10 protein-coding genes are annotated in these 18,307 nt (G+C 62.4%); 3 read left to right on the forward strand and 7 right to left on the reverse strand.

Annotation, left to right across the window (positions count from 1 at the left end; translation table 11 throughout):
- The first annotated feature begins 233 nt into the window (after positions 1-233).
- The 3 genes from ACWNZ3_RS15225 (at position 234) to ACWNZ3_RS15235 (ending at position 4,425) form a co-directional block, all read left to right on the forward strand.
- A complete protein-coding gene (locus ACWNZ3_RS15225) occupies positions 234-2,219 on the forward strand; it encodes a hybrid sensor histidine kinase/response regulator (RefSeq protein ID WP_496900469.1) in 1,986 nt (661 codons plus the stop codon).
- 157 nt (positions 2,220-2,376) lie between these two features.
- Complete coding sequence (locus ACWNZ3_RS15230; RefSeq protein WP_496900470.1) at positions 2,377-3,018, forward strand: response regulator transcription factor; 642 nt, start codon at positions 2,377-2,379, stop codon at positions 3,016-3,018.
- A gap of 126 nt (positions 3,019-3,144) precedes the next feature.
- Positions 3,145-4,425 (forward strand): glycosyltransferase, encoded by a 1,281-nt coding sequence (locus ACWNZ3_RS15235; protein WP_496900471.1) that lies wholly within the window; start codon positions 3,145-3,147, stop codon positions 4,423-4,425.
- A gap of 202 nt (positions 4,426-4,627) precedes the next feature.
- Here ACWNZ3_RS15235 and ACWNZ3_RS15240 read toward each other — a convergent pair whose 3' ends face one another.
- The 7 genes from ACWNZ3_RS15240 to ACWNZ3_RS15270 all read right to left on the reverse strand — a co-directional run bounded on the left by ACWNZ3_RS15240 (position 4,628) and on the right by ACWNZ3_RS15270 (position 18,306).
- A complete protein-coding gene (locus ACWNZ3_RS15240) occupies positions 4,628-5,971 on the reverse strand; it encodes a BamA/TamA family outer membrane protein (protein WP_496900472.1) in 1,344 nt (447 codons plus the stop codon).
- A gap of 63 nt (positions 5,972-6,034) precedes the next feature.
- Positions 6,035-7,207 (reverse strand): beta-barrel domain-containing protein, encoded by a 1,173-nt coding sequence (locus tag ACWNZ3_RS15245; protein WP_496900473.1) that lies wholly within the window; start codon positions 7,205-7,207, stop codon positions 6,035-6,037.
- Positions 7,204-9,336 carry a type I secretion system permease/ATPase gene (locus ACWNZ3_RS15250; protein WP_496900474.1) on the reverse strand — a complete coding sequence of 711 codons (2,133 nt, stop codon included), beginning with the start codon at positions 9,334-9,336 and terminating at the stop codon, positions 7,204-7,206. The genes ACWNZ3_RS15245 and ACWNZ3_RS15250 overlap by 4 nt, the downstream gene beginning before the upstream one ends.
- Positions 9,337-9,367: 31 nt before the next feature.
- Positions 9,368-10,654 (reverse strand): TolC family protein, encoded by a 1,287-nt coding sequence (locus ACWNZ3_RS15255; protein WP_274574018.1) that lies wholly within the window; start codon positions 10,652-10,654, stop codon positions 9,368-9,370.
- The gene (locus ACWNZ3_RS15260; RefSeq protein WP_496900475.1) at positions 10,651-11,418 is read right to left on the reverse strand and encodes a BapA/Bap/LapF family prefix-like domain-containing protein; all 768 of its coding nucleotides are present in this window, start codon (positions 11,416-11,418) and stop codon (positions 10,651-10,653) included. Before ACWNZ3_RS15260 ends, ACWNZ3_RS15255 begins: the two co-directional genes overlap by 4 nt.
- 275 nt (positions 11,419-11,693) lie before the next feature.
- On the reverse strand, positions 11,694-16,823 hold the full coding sequence (locus ACWNZ3_RS15265; RefSeq protein ID WP_496900476.1) for an autotransporter outer membrane beta-barrel domain-containing protein: 5,130 nt from the start codon (positions 16,821-16,823) through the stop codon (positions 11,694-11,696).
- A gap of 586 nt (positions 16,824-17,409) precedes the next feature.
- A complete protein-coding gene (locus ACWNZ3_RS15270; protein ID WP_496900477.1) occupies positions 17,410-18,306 on the reverse strand; it encodes a hypothetical protein in 897 nt (298 codons plus the stop codon).
- Position 18,307: the final 1 nt, after the last annotated feature.

The following is an 18,307-nucleotide window of genomic DNA, read 5'->3' on the forward strand; positions in this document are numbered from 1 at the left end:
CCAATCCTTCTCACTCACATCACATACTAAAGTTACGGTCAATAGATTGGTCTAACATACTTTCGGCTAATATTTTACCGTTGTTGCCTCATTGCCTTCCCTGCTGCCTGATTCCACCGCAATGGCCCGCGCAGTTGACGGCATGGAACCGAAACAGCAGACTCACCGCGACGACCTGGTTCGGGTTGACGTTGTTCCTGCGCGAGAGAAGATGCAGCATCATGGAGAATGGGATGCCCAACGAAAGCGAACCGGGGTTCAATGCAGCGCGGGTCAGACCCACCCTGCAGGCCATTGCGCGGCTCATCTCCACTGATCGGCGCATCGTCGTCCTGGCGACGGAAAAGGCGGAAATCCTGCTGTCGAACAAGCCTGCCGCCCAGCTGGAACTGGACGTTTCCGCCCTGCAGACGGGGTTCAACTGGCATACGCTCTGCACCCGTGCGCGGCGCAGCGGCAGTGTCGCGGTATCGGTAACCTTCCGCGAGAAACACCTTGAGGGAGAGCTGGTCCACCTCCCGCTGGGGAATGCCGCAGCTTTCCTGCTCCGCCTGGTCGAAACCGATCAGGAAGCGGTGCTCTTGCAGAACCGGGCGCGCGCGGCAACGCTGCTTCGGGTGTCGCATGATCTCAAGACGCCGATCCAGTCCGTGCTTGCTTCCGCAGAAGCGCTTTTTGACAGCAGGGAAGACCGCGCGGGAAAAACCAATCCCGATACCGCCAGGGTGGAGAAATCAGCCCGAATGGCGCTGACCCATATAGAAAAGGTGATCCAGGTCATCCGCGGCGAGATGACAAGCGCCGATCTGCAGGCCGACGAGGACTTCGATCTGGCCGAAGAATCCCGCAATGTCCTCGACATGATCGAACCGATCGTGCTGGCCCGCCGCGCGACCGTGACGATGAAGATCGAGCCGGAAACCGCGATCGGCCTGCACGGACCGGTGCATATCGTCCGTGCGCTGCTGCAGAACATGTTCGACAACGCCAGCAAGCATGGCGGCGAGACCATCGACATCCGCGTCGCCTGTGCTCCCGAACTGACCGCTTCGAAAGACGGCCGCAAGGAGCGGCTGATCACCGTCGAGGTCGCGGATCAGGGGGGCGGCCTGCCCGCCACGCAAAAGGCGCGCCTGCTGGGCACCGGCATCGACGGCACCCGCGACGAGCGTACCACAGGCGCCAACGCGGACCGGACAACAGCAGGGCTGAGTGTGCTGGCCCATGCCATCGGCCACCTTGGCGGCCATATCGAGGTCTTCGACCGCCTCGCCGGGGGCGCGCCGCTGAAGAACGGGACGCAGCCGGTCATCGGCACCATCCTGCGGGCGATCTTCTCGCTCCCGCCAACCGAAACCGATGCGCTGCCCGAGACCAGGGAAACGCCGCAGGCCGGCGTCGCTGCCGGGCTGCTGCAGGGCATCGGCGTGCTGGTGGTGGAGGACAGCCCGTCAAGCCGCGACTGGCTGGTTCAATGCCTGCGCAATGCCGGGGCGCGGGTCGATGGGGTCGAAAACGGCTTCAAGGCGCTTGAAGTTCTGAATCAGCCCGAGGCGGTGCATCAGATAGATGTCCTGCTGACCGACATCACCCTGCCAAACATGAGCGGTGTCGAACTCATGCGGCGCATCAAGACCGAAAGATCGAAGAAGACGATGGCTTGGAACGGCCAGATCCTGGGTCTGACCGCCCATACCGATGCCGGGCTGGAAAAGACCTGTCTGGCGCTCGGCATGTCCCGGCTGCTGGAAAAGCCGATCCGCACCGCCGCACTCTGCCGCGCCGTGCAGAATGCAGCCCGGGGCAAAGCCGACACCCGGCAGACTGCGGCAGTCAGGCTGAAACACCGCCCGGCCAGGACAGCCGCAACGCCGGATCAACCGCTGGCCCGGAAAGTGGTTGCCGAACTGATCGGTCAGCTCGGCGAGAAAGCGGCCCTGGGCTTCATGATCCGTGCCCATGCAGAGGCCAAAGCGGTCATGGACAAGATCACCAGCGACGGCCAATGCCCGGACACCAAACGCCTGCTGCATTCCGCAACCGGCTCCTCCGGGCTGACCGGTCTGGCCCTGCTGCAAAGCAGCCTGCGTCAGGTGGAACTCGCGCTGGACGGCCCCGTGGCAAAGCTGAACGCGCTGGTTGCAGAGGCGAATCAGGCGCTCAGCGCCACGGAAAAGGCGATCAGCCTGATCGGGTCAGAGGCAGGCGGTGGGAGATGATCGCTTGCCACGCTTCACTTTCGTGATACATTACAGAGCACTCTGGCAATCGGGCGGGCAAATCCTGTTCGATCTCCACCGGCGGAATTCCGTCTGACAGCGCCGTTCTTGACGAGTAGGTTTTACCATTGGGTTTCGTAAATCTAAGATGAGCATGATGACACCCTCTGAAGCCAAACCGATCCGAGTGCTGATTGCAGATGACCATGCCATGGTCCTGGAGATGTTTAAGCAGTTCCTGTCCAACCTCCCGGATTTCGAGGCGCAGACCGCGCCCGACCTCGACACCGCGCTCGAAAAGATGGACGCCGAAGGGCCCTTCGATCTGGTTCTGGTGGATCTCGACATGCCGGGCATGAACGGGGTCGGCGGGCTGTCCAAGGCGATAGAGCGCAATGGCGGAAATCCGGTCGGCATCCTGACCAGCAACCCGACGGCCCATGTGGTTTCAGAATCCCTGTCGCTCGGCGGCGCGGGCATCATCCTCAAGACGGAATCGCTGAAGAACCTGACCAACGAAATTCGCTTCATGGCCAATGGCGGGCGGTATGTTCCGGTTGAACTGATCAACCGCCCCCGCGCCAAGGCGCGCGACAGCTCAGGCAATTCATCGCTGTCAGAGCGTGAGATGACCGTCCTGGCGCTGCTGGCCCAGGGAAAACCCAACCGGGAGATCGGCGCCGAGCTTGGCCTCGCGGAGGCCACGGTGAAGATGCACGTAAAGTCGATCTGCGCGAAACTGGGGGCCAGCAACCGCACCCAGGCGGTGATTGTGGCCCGGGACATCGGGATTTTCTAGGCGCTGCGCAGGTCCCGCAAACCGGCCCGCCGGGGCCTCTTCTTTGGTTGCGTCCTTAAGTTTATGTGCGTTACGCTCCGGGGTGCCCCGGTCACCCGGGCTGCCTGAGAACGGAGAGCATGCACCGTGAGCAAACCAGTGATCGTCTTTGTCGGTGCGGTATACCCGGGCCAGTTCGGCCATCTGTGCGATTACCTGCGCGAAACCGGCCAGGCGCAAAGCTTTTTCCTGACCACCCCCGGACACATGGAACGCAACCGCGAGCGGGGCAATCACATTCTGGGGTTTCAGCCCGACGGGCCGATCATCTCCGATGACCGCTATTATTATTCCGCCAAGGTCGAACGCTCTGCCCGCATCGGTCGGGGGGTGCTCAACGCCCTCACCGCGATGCGCAAACACACCCGCATCGACGCGGTTGTGGCGCATTCGCTCTGGGGGGCGCCGCATTTCCTGTACGACGAGATAGACGCGGCAATCATCAGCTACATCGAATTCCCGAGCTTTCGGGCGCATGGCTGGGATCCGGCCTATCCCCCCGATCTGGCGCAGCGGATCACCGACCGGAACACCGAAATGCTGAACTTTCATCAGGCGCTGAACAGCGATCTGGTGATCTGCCCCAGCCAGCATGCCAAGAACATGTTTCCTGCCGCTCTGCGGTCCCGCATCGAGGTGCAGCTTGAGGGGTTCGATTTTGCCGCGATGGCCGAGCCCGAACCCCCTGCCAGCGACAAGGGGAGCAAGGGCGGCAAACGTGGCAAGGGCAGCAAGCCGGTGATCGGTTTTGCCGCCCGCGACCTGTCCTCTGCCAAGGGGTTCGAGACCTACGTGCGGCTGGTCGACACCCTGGTGGAGCGGGGTGTCGATGCGCAATTCGTTGCCTTCGGCGGCGCCGAGGAAGTGACCTATGGCTACGAGCAGCAGGCCGTCAAGCGCCAGCATGGCGGCAAGGTGACGACCTTCCGCGACCACCTGATGCTTGCCTATCCGCGTGCGGCAAAGGTGATCGAATTTCCCGGCAAGCTGCCCTACGACGAATTCGCCAGGCGCATCGCCGGGGTCGATATCTTTCTCTACCCGCTGAAGTTCGGGGTCGCCAATTGGGGATTGGTGGAGATTCTGGGCCGCGGCGGCTGTGTCCTGGCCCCTGATCGCGGCTATGCCGCCGAACTGATCCAGGACGACATCAACGGCCGGCTTCTGCCCGATGACAACGAAGCCTGGATTGCCGAGATTCTCGCCCTGATGGACGATCCGGCGCGGCGCTATCGCTATGGCCAAAAGGCCCGGTCCATGGCCCGTGCGCAATACGACCTCTCCGTCGTCGCGCCGCGCTACATGGCCCTGTTCCGGCAGGCCATGTCCAACCGCGCCGCAAGAACAGGCCGCCCTGCCCGGCGTTAAAGCACTTCTCGAAAAACATGAGACGCAGCGCATCACTTAACGCGTTGAAATCTATGATTTCAGGCAGCGTTAAGTGATCCAGGTTTTTCCGAAAGTACTATAGGCTCTGGACCTTAAATCTGAATCATCCTGTGACATGAATGCCCCGAGAGCGCCGCAGGCGCGGCAGGGAATCGGCGATTCAAGGTTAAGGCGGGGCGCTTTAGAACTGCGTGCTCAGGCTGATGCCAAAGGTCTGCCGCTCGTCGCCCGGCTCATGTTCGATCGGCGTGGCAAGATACAGCGAAACCGGGGTCTTGCCGATGTCGAAAACAACCGACAGCCCGACGCTGCTGCGCCGGCGCCAGCCGTCATCAATGGCCCCGCCAAGCGTATCGTCCAGATCCCAGCTGCCGCCGGATTCCAGGAAAATACCGCCAAGTACCGGCGCCTTGAACACTTCGCCAAAATCGCGCTGCAGCTCGATGGAGGCCCGGACAAAGGTGTTGCCCCCCAGGGCATCCCCGCCATCGCGCGGGCCGATACCACGCGGCGCAAAGCCGCGGAAGCCGTCAGCACCCGGATAGAACCGGTCGATGGCCCGCGTCGCATTGCCGTTCAGCCCGGTGACCGCGCCCGCATCGAATCCGAACAACAGACGGGTCCTGTCCGCGATCGGAAACTGCATCAGCGCCTCGAACCTGGTATCGGACAGCGGGTCCGATGTGCCGATGTTCCAGAAATACTGGTCCAGCCTGACACTGTAGCCAAAGTTCTGCCAGCGGTCGTCGCCCTCTTCGGCGTCCGGCAGGCTCTTGTGTTTCAGCCCCAGACGGACATAGGGCGCAGAAATGCCGTTGGTCTGTTCGCGCACCAGCAAGGGGCTGGCGGCAGGGTCCAGATCATAAAGCCGGTGGTCACGAAAACCGATGCCCCCCTCGAACCGGGTCGTGGCTGTCACTGGCCAGGCCAGATAGGTTTCGGCGCGGATGGTTTCATGGGTGAAACTGCGGTCGTCGAAATCGTCACGCCCGCCGACAAGCTCAAACCCCAGATCCAGACCGCTCTCAAAGACTTCGGTGCGGTACAGGTTCGCGCTGTAGCGCTGAATCTCCTTGCTGTATTCAAGGCTGAACGCGCCATAGGTCCGGTCGAAAAGGTTGTAGCGCTCATAGGCCAGGCTCGCCGTCAGCCCATCCTGCGAGACATAGGCGATGCTTGCATCAATCCGCCCCGGCCGCGTGTCCAGCTCCTGAACGTCGATCACCAGCGTGTCGCCCTCACGGGACAGGGCCACCGTTTCAAACACCCCGGTGGACATCAGGCAATCCTCGATGGCCAGCAGTTCCCACCGCGAATATTCCACTCCCGATTCGGCACCGCAGGTCCTGCGGATGTCGTCTTCGGGAATGAACTGCGCCCCGCGTACCTCGACGTTGCGCACAACCTGCGCATCGGCCACCGACCCCGGTATCATCGCCAGCACCATCGCCACAGCCGGTGACAATCCCGCAAGTACAGTGGAAAAAGAGGCGCGCGAGGCACCTGACGGCAGCAGAGAGGGCAAGGGCAGCACTTTCCTGTTTTACTTGGCGTGGAGACCGGCCAGCAGCGGCCCCGCCCCACGGATTTACTGAAGACGCGCCTTGAGGATCGGGCGTGTCAAATAACTTAGAATGGACCGCTCGCCACTTTCAATATCGACCTGCGCAATCATGCCGGGCCGGATGCTGTAGCGCTGACCGAAACGTTCGAGATAGCTGCGCTCGGTGCGCACCATGACCCGATAGAAGTCAGCCGGCCCCTGGGGCGTGTCCTCTTCCACCGTGTCCTCCGAAATCTGCGTGACCGTGCCGCGCAGATCGCCGTAGGTGGCAAAATCATAGGCCGTGATCTTGACGCTGGCGGGCATGCCCGGCGCGATCAGCGCAACGTCCCGCGGCTTGATCTTGGTCTCGATGATCAGCTGGTCGTCGGTCGGGGTGATCTCCATGATCGATTCACCCGGCTGCACCACCCCGCCCAGCGTGGTGATGTCGATGTTGTTGACCCGGCCCGACACCGGAGACCGGATCTCCGTCCTGCGAAACTCGTCCTGTTTCTGGACCAGTTGCTGCTGCATCATCTGCAGCTTGGCGCGCCGTTGCGCCAGGTCCTTGTAGGCGTCCTGCACATAGGCATTGCGGGTCTCGCTGATCTTGCCGTCCAGTTCGGCCTTCTTCTGCTCCAGCTGAAGCAGGTTGATGCGGCTGACCGATCCGCTGGCCGTCAGCGGGCGGGTGATGTCGATCTGTTGCTGGATCGCCTTCAATTCCGCTTCGAGCGCCACCAGGGACGCCTCAAGCTTGGTCCGCCGCGCGGTGAACAGCTTCAGCTCGGTGACTTCGGACGAATTCGGCGTATCGCCGAAATCCAGCTTGGGCTGCTCCAGAACTTCCGCCTCAAGGCGGGCAACCTCGGCCACCAGCGCCGTGATCTCGGATTCCGCCGAAAGGAACGCAGCCTCCGAACGGGTCGGATCAAGCCGGGCCAGCACCTGCCCCTCCTTGACGATATCGCCTTCCCGCACCATCAGTTCCGCCAGAATGCCCCCTTCGAGGCTCTGGATCGTCTGCATTCTGCGCAGGGGAATGACGCGCCCGTCGCCGCGCTTGATCTCGTTGATCTGGGCAATCGAGGCCCAGACGATGGCGATGATCAGCGAAATGACAACCGTGCGGATCGTCCACCGCGCGACCTTCAGTGTCTGCCGTCGGTAACTGCCATCCAGATGGCTGGTCAGCATGTCCTCGGCGACGGTCATGTGACGGCCTGCACCGGTTTTTTCTGAACCGCATTGGCGCGCGCCGTATTCAGGATGTTGAGCAGATCGCCGTCACGCGCGACGCGGCCATCTTTCAGCACGACCGCCCTGTCGGTCAGGGCCAGCAATTCCCGCTTGTGGGTCGAAATGATCGTCGTCCGGCTCTTCAGCCAGTCCTTCATATGGGCGATAACCTTGTTTTCCGTCACATGGTCGAAAGCCGAGGTGGGTTCATCCAGCAGCACGATCCGGGGGTCCTGCAACAGCACCCGCGCCAGACCAATCGACTGGCGCTGCCCGCCCGACACATTTGCATTGCCCTGCAGCATCAGGTCGAGCCCGCGCACATGGCGGCGCACGAAGGTGCCCAGACCCACCGCGTCAAGCGCTTCAAGCAGTTCATCGTCGCTGTGCAGCCCATGATCCAGCAGCAGGTTGTCCCGCAGTGTCCCCTGGAACAGCGCAACGCTCTGCGGCAGGTAGCCGATCTGCCGCCGCCGGTCGATGGGGTCAATCTGGCTCAGCGACAGGCTGTCCACCAGCACGCTGCCGGACTGCGGATCAATCAGACCCGCCATCATGCGCAACAGGGTCGATTTGCCCGCGCCGTTGCCGCCCAGCAGCGCAATGCGTTCGCCCGGCTCGATCGCAAGCTCGGGGATCGACAGCACCGGCGGCGCCTGCGGATCGTGGCGGAACACCACGCCATCCAGCGTGAAACCACCGCTCAGCGAAGGCGCGCGCACGAAATGGCGGTCTTCGGGCCGTTCCACGGAGAGGCCCATGATCTGGTCCAGCCCCTCCATCGCCGCGCGCACATGCTGCCAGCGCGCCAGCAGCCCGGCCACCTGCCCCATGGGGGCCATGGTCCGGCCGGACAGCAGCGTGCAGGCAATCAGGCTGCCCACGGTCAGCTCACCCGCGCTGATCAGATAGACACCGGTGACAATCACCCCGGCATAGGCCAGCTTCTGCACCGTGCTGACCAGCTGGGTCAGAAAGTTGGTGATGCTGCGGGTGTTGATTGCCGTGGTGGCCATCGTCGCCGTCAGATGGGCATGGGCACGCTGCAGCCGCCCTTCCGCGCGGGAGGCCTTGACGGTCTCCAGGTTCGAAATCGTTTCCAGCAACAGACCGTTCAGCGCCGCCGCCTCGCGGGTGTTCTCCTTTGACGCCCGCGCAAGTTTTTTCTGCATGACCAGGCCGGGCACCACCGTCAGGATCACCCCTGCCAGCACCACCAGCGCCACCGGGCCGCCGATGAAATAGATCACCCCGACAAAGATCAGCACAAAGGGCAGGTCACAGATGGCTGTCACCGTGCTGGAGGTGAAGAAATCCCGCACCACCGCAAAGTCGCGGACCTGGTTGGCAAACACCCCGGTCGAGGGAGGCTGGTGTTTCAGCCGCATGTTCGCGACCTTGTCGAAAAGCTGCGCCGACAGCCGCAGGTCGATATCCCGCCCCGAGACATCGACAAGCGTCGCTCGCATCAGCCGCAGCACCAGCTCCAGCACGATGGCGATCCCGACACCGCTGGCCAATATCCACAGGGTATCGAATGCATTGCTGGGCACCACCCGGTCATAGACCTGCATCGAGAACAGCGCCGTGGCAACCGCCAGCAGGTTGGCCGCAAAAGAGGCCCAGATCACGTCGCGATAGATGCCCCAGTTGCCCAGTACCGGGCCCAGGATCCAGTGCTGGCCGGTTTTGGAATCGTCCAGCCGACGGGTCACGATATCAATCGGTTTCGAAATCAGCACCCGCCCGTCGTGCAGCGCGTTGAGATCCTCAAGCGGCCAGTCCCCGCGACCGCCGCCGGATTCCGGCAGGATGACCCAGGCCTGGGTCTTGGTCAGGGATTCGACCACCACGGTCCGGCCGTCTTTCAGGAACAGCAGCGCAGGAAGGCAGTGCTCTGGCAGCGTGGCAAGCGGCTCCCGGCTCACCCGGCAGCTCATGTTCACCCGGCGCAGCGCAAGACCGGCAAGGCTCTCGCCCTTTTCGGCCCAATGCGTTTTCGGCAGGCCGTCGGTCAATTGCTCTGCCGAGGTCGTCACACCTTGAATCCGGCAAAGCTCGACGAGACCGGCAATCAGGGGATCCGGGGCACCGTGGTTAGTCATTTCTACACCCGTTCAGCACATTGCCACCTGTCTACTGGGTTGCCGATGCGGCAATGATCAGGGTCCCCAGGACACCCAGATCATGCGCCGCCTGGTATTCCGCCCGCTTGCGTTCCTCGTAGGTGGAGATCTTTTCGATTTCCGAGTCGTACAGATCGCGACCCGTCGTCAGCAGGTCCAGCAACTCGCGCTGCCCGCCAATGAACTGTTGTTCGTAATTGTCCAGCACGCGCTTCGATTCGATCAGCTGCTGCGACCGCGCGCTTTCGGTCCGGCGCAGGATCTCGATCTGCTGCAGGGCGCTGGCGGCCGTATTGGTCAGCTCGCGCTCGGTGAAAACCAGCGTCGATTCCGCCGCCTGCAGGTCCAGCTGCGCCGCCTGGATCTGGCGCCGCCCCAGCCCGCTTGAGCTCAGGTCCACCCCCGTGGACAGGCCGATCGCGGCCCGGCTTTTGCCGCCGTTCAGGTCGGCACGCCCCTGTGCCTGCAACTTTATCGTCGGCAGCCGCGAGGCCCTGGCGATTTCCACACCGGCTGCGGCTTCATCCACCCCCGCACGGGCGGCGATGTAATCCGGCGCGATGCGCACGGCAGAGCGGATTTTTGCGGCCTCGGCATAGCGGCGGGAAAAGCCCAGATCGCTCGGCGTACCAACGGCCCCCACCTTCCCGCCGACCAGAAACTCGATCTGCGACAACGCGATGCGCTGGTTCGCCATAAGCTGCGAAAGCTGGTCCTCCGCGCGGGCAATTTCCAGACGCGCGCGCGCAACTTCGCCATTGTCGCCGATGCCCGCCCTGGCGCGATCCTGCGCCTGCCCCGCGATCCGCTTGGCAAAGGCGAAATAGTCACGCGTGCGCGCGATCTTGAGGTCGGTCACCTCGACGTCGATGAAATATTCGGCCACCTGAAGGGTCAGCCCCTCCACCGCCATTTTCAGGTCGGAAACCGCCTGCACGCGGACATGGGACGCCGCATTGATCTTGTTCCGGATCAGCCCCCAGTCAAACAGCACCTGTGACACCGTCAAGGTGATCCCCGGCCCGTTCGAATCGGTGGTGGAGGTATCGCCCGACAGGCTGACACTGGGGTAATATTCGTCGCGGGCCGACTGGATGTCGATTGTCCGGCTGGCAACCTTCTGGCGCAGCGCCGAGATTTCGCCATCCCTTTCCGTGGCGCGCAGAACAGCCGTGCTCAGCGCCATCTGCGCCTGCGCCGGTGTCACCAGCACCAGCAAAAGCAACAGCGCAAACCCGGAGTTCAGCCAAACGGCAAAGTGCCGACACCAGTGGTGGATGGGGTCAACACGCTTCATACGACAAACTCCGTCAACAATTCAGCCAGCAGATCGAGCGGAGCGTCAGACTCCGCATTTGGCAGGACATCTGCCGTTTCAGAGGCACCGACAAACGTGCCGTCCACGGTGACTTCATCCGAACCAATCAATTCGCCTGCCACATCTTCCGCCCCCGACTCGGCATCGGCCTCCTGAGTATCCATATCATATTCCGAAGGGTCCAGGACCTCGGATTCACCCCCGGTGAAATCGTCAATGATCTGCGCAAGATCATCTTCCTCTTCCCTTCCGGTCTCCGGCGCAGTGCTGCTGCCGCCGCCCGAAAGGAAATCCACGCCCGAACCAAGCGAAATCCCGGCCCCGGCCAGAAGCAAAGGATTGGACCAATCCACCGATTGCCCGACCAGCCCGTCCTGACCGGCATCCCCGTCACCGCCCGCGGCATCCTCCGCCCCCGATGCCTGTGCCATCTGCTCCGTCGCCCCGTCGGGATAGGCCGGTTCGGGCCCCATCAGCCCGGTCACAAAGGGGTCTCCGCCGGGCAGCAGAAGACGGCTGAAGTCGCCATTCTCTCCGATCACGAAAAAATCCTCGACCCGAAGCGTGGTGCCATCCGAAAAGGTCACAACCAGGTCAGACCCCAGCTTGTCCGAGGCAACGATGGAGGCCGCCCCATTCACAAGCGCGACATCCATCGGCTTGTTCAGTGACACATTCGACGCAGTTTGCAGGTCTCCCGCTTCGGAAGATCCCCTTTGCTTCAGTGTAACGCCGACTGCCAAGGCCAGTCCTTTCCAAATCTCTTTGTCTCACCCGGAAGAAATCCCAAAACATCCCGGACTTCCACCCAACCAGAGCTGGTTTTCTTTAAAACGTTCCAGACCGTTCGTTACAAGTTGTAATTGTACTCTTTTGCACGCTGCAACTAAATTGAGTTAATTCTATGGCACTCGATAAAATTTAACGATACTAAATACTTACTAAAAATCACTCATGCGAAATATGGCCACCACTTGACTGTGGTGACCACCTGTCCTCCCCGCCTGAATCGCGCTCGTTAAACGCTGTCGTCGTTGGTCAGGCCACCCAGCAATCCACCAAAGGGCGAGTTGTGCCCCTGTTCCGCGCCCTGGTCGAAGAGAATGCCCAGAGCGTCCTCGACCGCCGTCGCCTCCGCAAGTTCGCCAACCTCGGCCCCGATCAGCTCGCCAATTTCGCCCACTTCCTCGACTTCGGCATCGTTGCCCAGAAGCGCGTCAAAGGCAGCCTCCTCACCGGTGATGTCACTCACGCCACCAGCCAGAATATCGTTCAGAAGGTTGTCGATATAATCGTCGGTTTCGCCGGTATCGACCGGATCGGAAAGCTCCAGCACACCTTGCTCGATCAGGCTTCCGGAAAGCCCCTCGCCACCGGTCAGACCCGCGAACAGGTCATCGCCTTCCGCGCCGTTTTCGACAACATTGATACCAAAGACATCCGTTTCGCCAAGCAGCCCGTCAAGAACCGACCCGCCCAGCTCGAAAATTTCCCCGGCAGGATCCAGGGTTTCATCGCCGATTCCGGCCACCAGCGTATCCAGGAACCCGCCATCGCCTTCGGCGTCGCCAACCGGCAGATCTTCGACGACCGCTTCGACGGTTTCCTCGACCATATCGGCGGCGGGTGCCGCTGCGGGTGCTTCATCGACATTGTCCACCGGCAGGGGAATCACCCCTTCGGTCAGAACACCGCCGACCGATGGCAGCGTATCCGCAAGCACGCCCGCCACAGGCGTTTCACCAAGCAGACCGCCCGCAACACCCGCGTCCCCGAGAACCTCATCCGCAAGGTCCTCGACCGTCTCTGCGGCATCCTCGACCACTTCCGGCGTGACGACTTCCGCGACTTCCGCAACAGGCTCATCAACCGCCTGCACTTCGGGAAGAACATCTTCAACATCCGGCGCGTCACCGCCAAGCAGACCGCCCAAGAGGCCGCCACCGCCCAGCAAATCACCGAGGACACCATCCGCGAGGTCTTCGACAGTTTCTACAACGTCTTCAACCACCTCAGGCGAGACAACATCCACCACATCCGGCGCGACATCCCCGAGCAATTCACCAACGACGCCCTCGTCGCCAAGAACCTCATCCGCAAGGTCCTCGACCGTCTCGACGACATCCTCGACCACCTCAGGCGCGACGACATCCGCGACTTCCGCAACAGGCTCATCAACCGCCTGCACCTCAGGAAGAACATCCTCAACATCCGGCACGGCACCGCCTAGAAGACCACCGAGGACACCTTCCTCACCGAGAACCTCATCCGCGAGGTCTTCGACAGTCTCGACAGCATCCTCGACCACCTCAGGCGAGACAACATCCGCCACATCCGGCGCGACATCCCCGAGCAGACCACCAACGACGCCCTCGTCGCCAAGAACCTCATCCGCGAGATCCTCGACTGTCTCGACGACATCCTCGACCACTTCAGGCGAGACGACATCCGCCACATCGGCAACCGGCTCATCAACCGCCTGAACTTCGGGAAGAACATCTTCCACGTCCGGCGCGTCACCACCAAGCAGACCGCCCAACAGACCACCGACGACACCGTCCTCACCGAGAACCTCATCCGCAAGGTCTTCGACAGTTTCTACAACGTCCTCAACCACCTCAGGCGCGACAACATCCGCCACATCCGGCGCGACATCCCCGAGCAGGTCACCAACGACGCCCTCGTCTCCAAGAACCTCATCCACAAGGTCTTCGACTGCCTCGACGGCATCCTCGACCACCTCAGGCGCGACAACATCCGCCACATCCGCAACCGGCGCATCAACCGCCTGCACTTCGGGAAGGGCATCTTCCACGTCCGGCGCGTCACCACCAAGCAGACCACCGAGGACACCATCCACAAGGTCTTCGACAGTTTCTACAACGTCTTCAACCACTTCAGGCGAGACCACGTCGGCCACATCCGGCACAGCATCACCGAGCAGACCACCAACGACGCCCTCGTCGCCAAGAACCTCATCCACAAGGTCTTCGACTGCCTCGACGGCATCCTCGACCACATCCGCGACCGGCGCATCAACCGCCTGCACCTCAGGAAGAACATCTTCCACATCCGGTGCGTCATCGCCCAACAGACCGCCCAGAAGACCACCGAGGACACCGTCCTCACCGAGAACCTCATCCGCGAGGTCTTCGACAGTCTCGACAGCATCCTCGACCACCTCAGGCGAGACAACATCCGCCACATCCGGCGCGACATCCCCAAGCAATTCACCAACGACGCCCTCGTCGCCAAGAACCTCATCCGCGAGATCCTCGACCGTCTCGACGACATCCTCGATCACATCCGCAACAGGCGCATCAACCGCCTGCACTTCGGGAAGAACATCTTCAACATCCGGCGCGGCACCGCCCAGCAGGCCACCCAGAAGACCGCCATCGCCCAGCACGGCATCGACAACGCCGTCGTCACCCAGAAGACCACCGACGACGCCATCCTCCCCGAGAACTGCATCCGCAAGGTCTTCGACCGTTTCTACAACGCCCTCAACCATTTCCGGCGCGACCACGTCGGCCAAATCCGGCGCAGCATCCCCGAGCAGGTCACCAACGACGCCCTCGTCGCCAAGAACCTCATCCACAAGATCCTCGACCGTCTCGACGACATCCTCGATCACATCCGCAACCGGCGCATCAACCGCCTGAACTTCGGGAAGAATATCTTCAACGTCCGGCGTGTCACCTCCAAGCAGACCACCCAGAAGGCCGCCATCGCCCAGCACCGCATCGACAACGCCGTCGTCGCCCAGAAGACCACCGACGACGCCATCCTCTCCGAGAACCGCATCAGCAAGCTCCTCGACAGTCTCTACGACATCCTCGACCACTTCCGGTGCAGCAACATCCGCCACATCCGGCGCGTCGCCGCCAAGCAGGCCGCCCAGAAGACCGCCATCACCCAGCACCGCATCGACAACGCCGTCGTCGCCCAGCAGGCCTCCGACGACACCGTCATCCCCGAGAACCGCATCCGCAAGGTCTTCGACAGTCTCTACAACATCCTCTACCACTTCCGGTGCAGCCACATCCGCCACATCCGGAGCAGCGCCGCCAAGCAGGCCACCCAGCAAACCACCGCCCAGCACCGCATCGACCACGCCGTCGTCGCCCAGCAGACCACCGACGATACCGTCATCCCCGAGAACCGCATCCGCAAGCTCTTCGACAGTTTCTACAACATCCTCGACCACTTCCGGCGCAGCCACATCCGCCACATCCGGTGCGGCACCGCCAAGCAGGCCGCCCAGCAAACCACCACCCAGCACCGCATCCACAACACCGTCGTCGCCCAGCAGGTCTCCGACGACGCCATCCTCTCCAAGAACCGCATCGGCGAGGTCTTCGACCGTCTCTACAACATCCCCGACCAGTTCCTGCGGCAAGATATCCGCGGCGGACGGCAGCTCGGGCGCATCGTCGGAACCGCCCCCGAAGAGTCCGCCAAGAAGCGGCACCGACCCAAGCAGCCCGCCAATGCCACCCAGCTCACCCGACAAACCGCCCAGCAGGCCGCCATCGCCAAGCAGGCCACCCAAAACGCCGTCTTCCCCGAGGACGCCGTCAACCAGACCGTCATCACCCAGAAGTCCGCCAACCAGACCGTCATCACCAAGGAGCCCGCCAACCAGACCGTCATCGCCAAGCACCGCGTCAACCAGACCATCATCTCCGAGAACGGAATCGATAACACCCCCGTCGCCGAGCACCCCCGAAAGGACGCCGTCTTCGCCGGTGAGCACGTCCACCACGCCATTCTCGCCCAGAACGGAACCAAGCACGCCACCCTCGCCGAGCAGACCACCCAGGACACCATCCTCACCGAGGACACCGCCAACCAGCCCGTCATCGCCAAGGACGCCGTCCAGGACACCATCAACCAGACCGTCCTCGCCAAGGATCCCGTCAACCAGCCCGTCATCGCCAAGGACACCGTCCAGCACCCCATCGACCAGACCGTCCTCGCCAAGGATCCCGCCAACCAGCCCGTCATCGCCAAGGACACCGTCCAGCACCCCATCGACCAGACCGTCCTCACCGAGGATCCCGCCAACCAGCCCGTCATCGCCAAGGACACCGTCCAGCACCCCATCGACCAGACCGTCCTCACCAAGGATCCCGTCGACCAGCCCGTCATCGCCCAGCAGCCCGTCCACAACCCCGTCGACCAGACCGCCGTCGCCCAAGACACCGTCAACCAGACCGCCATCGCCCAGAAGCCCGCCGAGAACGCCATCGACCAGCCCGCCATCGCCAAGCACCGCGTCGATCAGACCATCATCCCCGAGAACGGAATCGATAATGCCGCCATCGCCCAGAACACCCGCAAGGATGCCATCCTCGCCGATGATCGCATCGATCACGCCATTCTCGCCCAAAACGGAGCCAAGCAACCCGTCCCCGCCGAGCAGGCCATCCAGCAGGTCGTCCACAAGACCACCATCGCCAATGACCGAATCGATAACCCCCCCGACAACGCCATCCTCACCCAGAAGGCCGCCGATCACCCCCTGATCGTCCGGGCTGACATCTTCCTCGGGGCTGGCATTGCCGCCGTTGTTGTTGCCGGTCTCGACCACCGGCGCGGTCAATCCACCCCCGCGGACTTCGGTCTGCGCCGCGACCGGAGAAACGGTCATTGTATTCGAAACGGCAACAATACCGGGCGCATTTGCCTCGCCGGCAATGCTGAAAATTTGCTGATTTTCCTGGAATGCAGGGGTGGCCGCGAGGTCGCTCGCGGCGGATTCCTGCCCCTCTTCGCCAGGCGAATCGGTCCGGGCGCCGGCTTCAGCCAGGGGAGATTCGGATTGGAACTCGGCCGCGACACCGGCTTCGGCCGCGATATCGCCCGCGCCGTCAACCGGCCCGCCGCCGCGCTGCGTCTGAGATCCGGCTTTCGCGACGGGCGCAAGGAAATCGCCTCCGGGCAGGGTCGCCGCAAAGGCAAGCAGCCCGTCCTGGGACGCGCTCTGCGATGCCAGGCCCATGCCGATCGCGCCAGCGGTGACTGACACGCCGGTGTTACGCGACCCCATTTCACTCAATGCCTGAAAGTGGGACATCGGAATCGGCGAACGCGCGCCCTGATCCTGCGCCTGAGTACCCTTGTTGCTCTCAAACTTGCCCAATTGGCAGCTCCATGACCCTGAGCCGTTCACACGACATGATGCCTTGCATCAAAAACGCGGTGCCCCGCCCTCGGTCATCACGACGAAAGCGAGGACACCCATACTTTTAACCATACACCGCTTAGTACGAAACTCTACAGAAATTATCTATACCAAAGCATTACAGACTTAAGATATAGTGCAATTTTGCCTCACCTGACAAGGCTGTCGTAACGGCGATTCTGGAAACAATCCTTGCGCCCCCCCGGGCCGTTCCGACATCCTTTTGAGAGTCGCACCGGGGTTAGCCAGGGGATCGGCCCGGGTGGCAGCCATATTCTTTCGCGCGATTTCGCTGCTGGGCTCATCAAGCATTTCGGGTTGCCAGAATGCTCAGGGCGCGGGTTCATTTCGTACCAGGTAAAAACAGCCGAAGATGTGGCTCTTGCATCAAAGCAGGGAGTGATGGTCATGTGGCGCGGCGCGGGCTTCTGGACGAAACGGCATCGACTTCTGGACGAAAAATTTAGCACCTTGGCCAAGTTGGCCATGCCTGAAATCCACCCAGCGGCCTCCCGGTCAGGGGAGGCCGCGTCTTCTTGCGGTGTCAGCTGGCGATGGTCATGCCGGGGTGTTTTTCCAGGCAGTAGGCCCGCAGCGCCTCATGGATCGATCCATCAGCTTCAGTATCCACGCCGGGGAAGACCCAGACCTCTTCGACATAGCCGTCAGCGGGCGTCGTGAAGCTGGCCCCGGCATCCGTGCGCAGGGAGCCGACGCGGAACCGCTGGCCGCCCAGCGCTGCGGCGCAGTTGGGCGTGCCGGACAAGGTCTGCTTGACCCCGTTGATGTAGATGCTCGCCGCCGCCAGCCCGGTGAACTCGATCACCAGCAGCATCAGTTCGTTGGGGATCACATCATCCACAGTTGTCGACAGCGCAGCGGGTGTGCGGCGAGTGTAGGCCGAGATTGCTTCGGTTCCGCCTGTGAAGCTGACAGCCATCTGGTCCGTGCCAGAAGCCATGTCGTCAGCTGATATGATGAACCCGCCGGATGCAGGCGGTTGCCACATCAAGAATGCCAAGGTCATCTGCGCCGATTGATCGACAGCGACGGAGGGCAGCACCGCATTGGCCGATGACAGCATCGTCCCCATCGCAACACCCGACGCGACTGGATCATCCTGCCCCATCGTGACCATCCCGTCAGCGCCGACGCCCTTCCGCATACGGTGCGCGTTCGTCGTGTCGTCGGGATGGCGCAGCAGGTACTGCGGCTCGCCGTCGAGGCCAGGCAGCCAGCCCACCACGTCCTGGACAAAGCCGTCACCGCCCAGGCGCGCCGCGCGGGCCGAGAACCAGCTCTTGTTCTTTGTGCGCCAGGCAGGCTGGTAGAGCAGATCGAGCAAGCCACGCTCTGCCGGGGTGTTCAGGGCCGGTGCGCCCGCCGGGGCGGTCACAAGAGGGTTCTTTACGGTCTGTTGAATGATGCGCTTAACGGTCATT

It is taken from the genome of Sulfitobacter sp. IGS-18, assembly GCF_059628195.1.

What these genes read in the sequence shown, in the direction of transcription:
- ACWNZ3_RS15245 (WP_496900473.1), bottom strand. Translation starts at nt 7,207, where the DNA reads ATGACCGTCGCCGAGGACATGCTGACCAGCCATCTGGATGGCAGTTAC.
- ACWNZ3_RS15230 (WP_496900470.1), top strand. Translation starts at nt 2,377, where the DNA reads ATGACACCCTCTGAAGCCAAACCGATCCGAGTGCTGATTGCAGATGAC.
- ACWNZ3_RS15270 (WP_496900477.1), bottom strand. Translation starts at nt 18,306, where the DNA reads ATGACCGTTAAGCGCATCATTCAACAGACCGTAAAGAACCCTCTTGTG.
- ACWNZ3_RS15225 (WP_496900469.1), top strand. Translation starts at nt 234, where the DNA reads ATGCCCAACGAAAGCGAACCGGGGTTCAATGCAGCGCGGGTCAGACCC.
- ACWNZ3_RS15255 (WP_274574018.1), bottom strand. Translation starts at nt 10,654, where the DNA reads ATGAAGCGTGTTGACCCCATCCACCACTGGTGTCGGCACTTTGCCGTT.
- ACWNZ3_RS15250 (WP_496900474.1), bottom strand. Translation starts at nt 9,336, where the DNA reads ATGACTAACCACGGTGCCCCGGATCCCCTGATTGCCGGTCTCGTCGAG.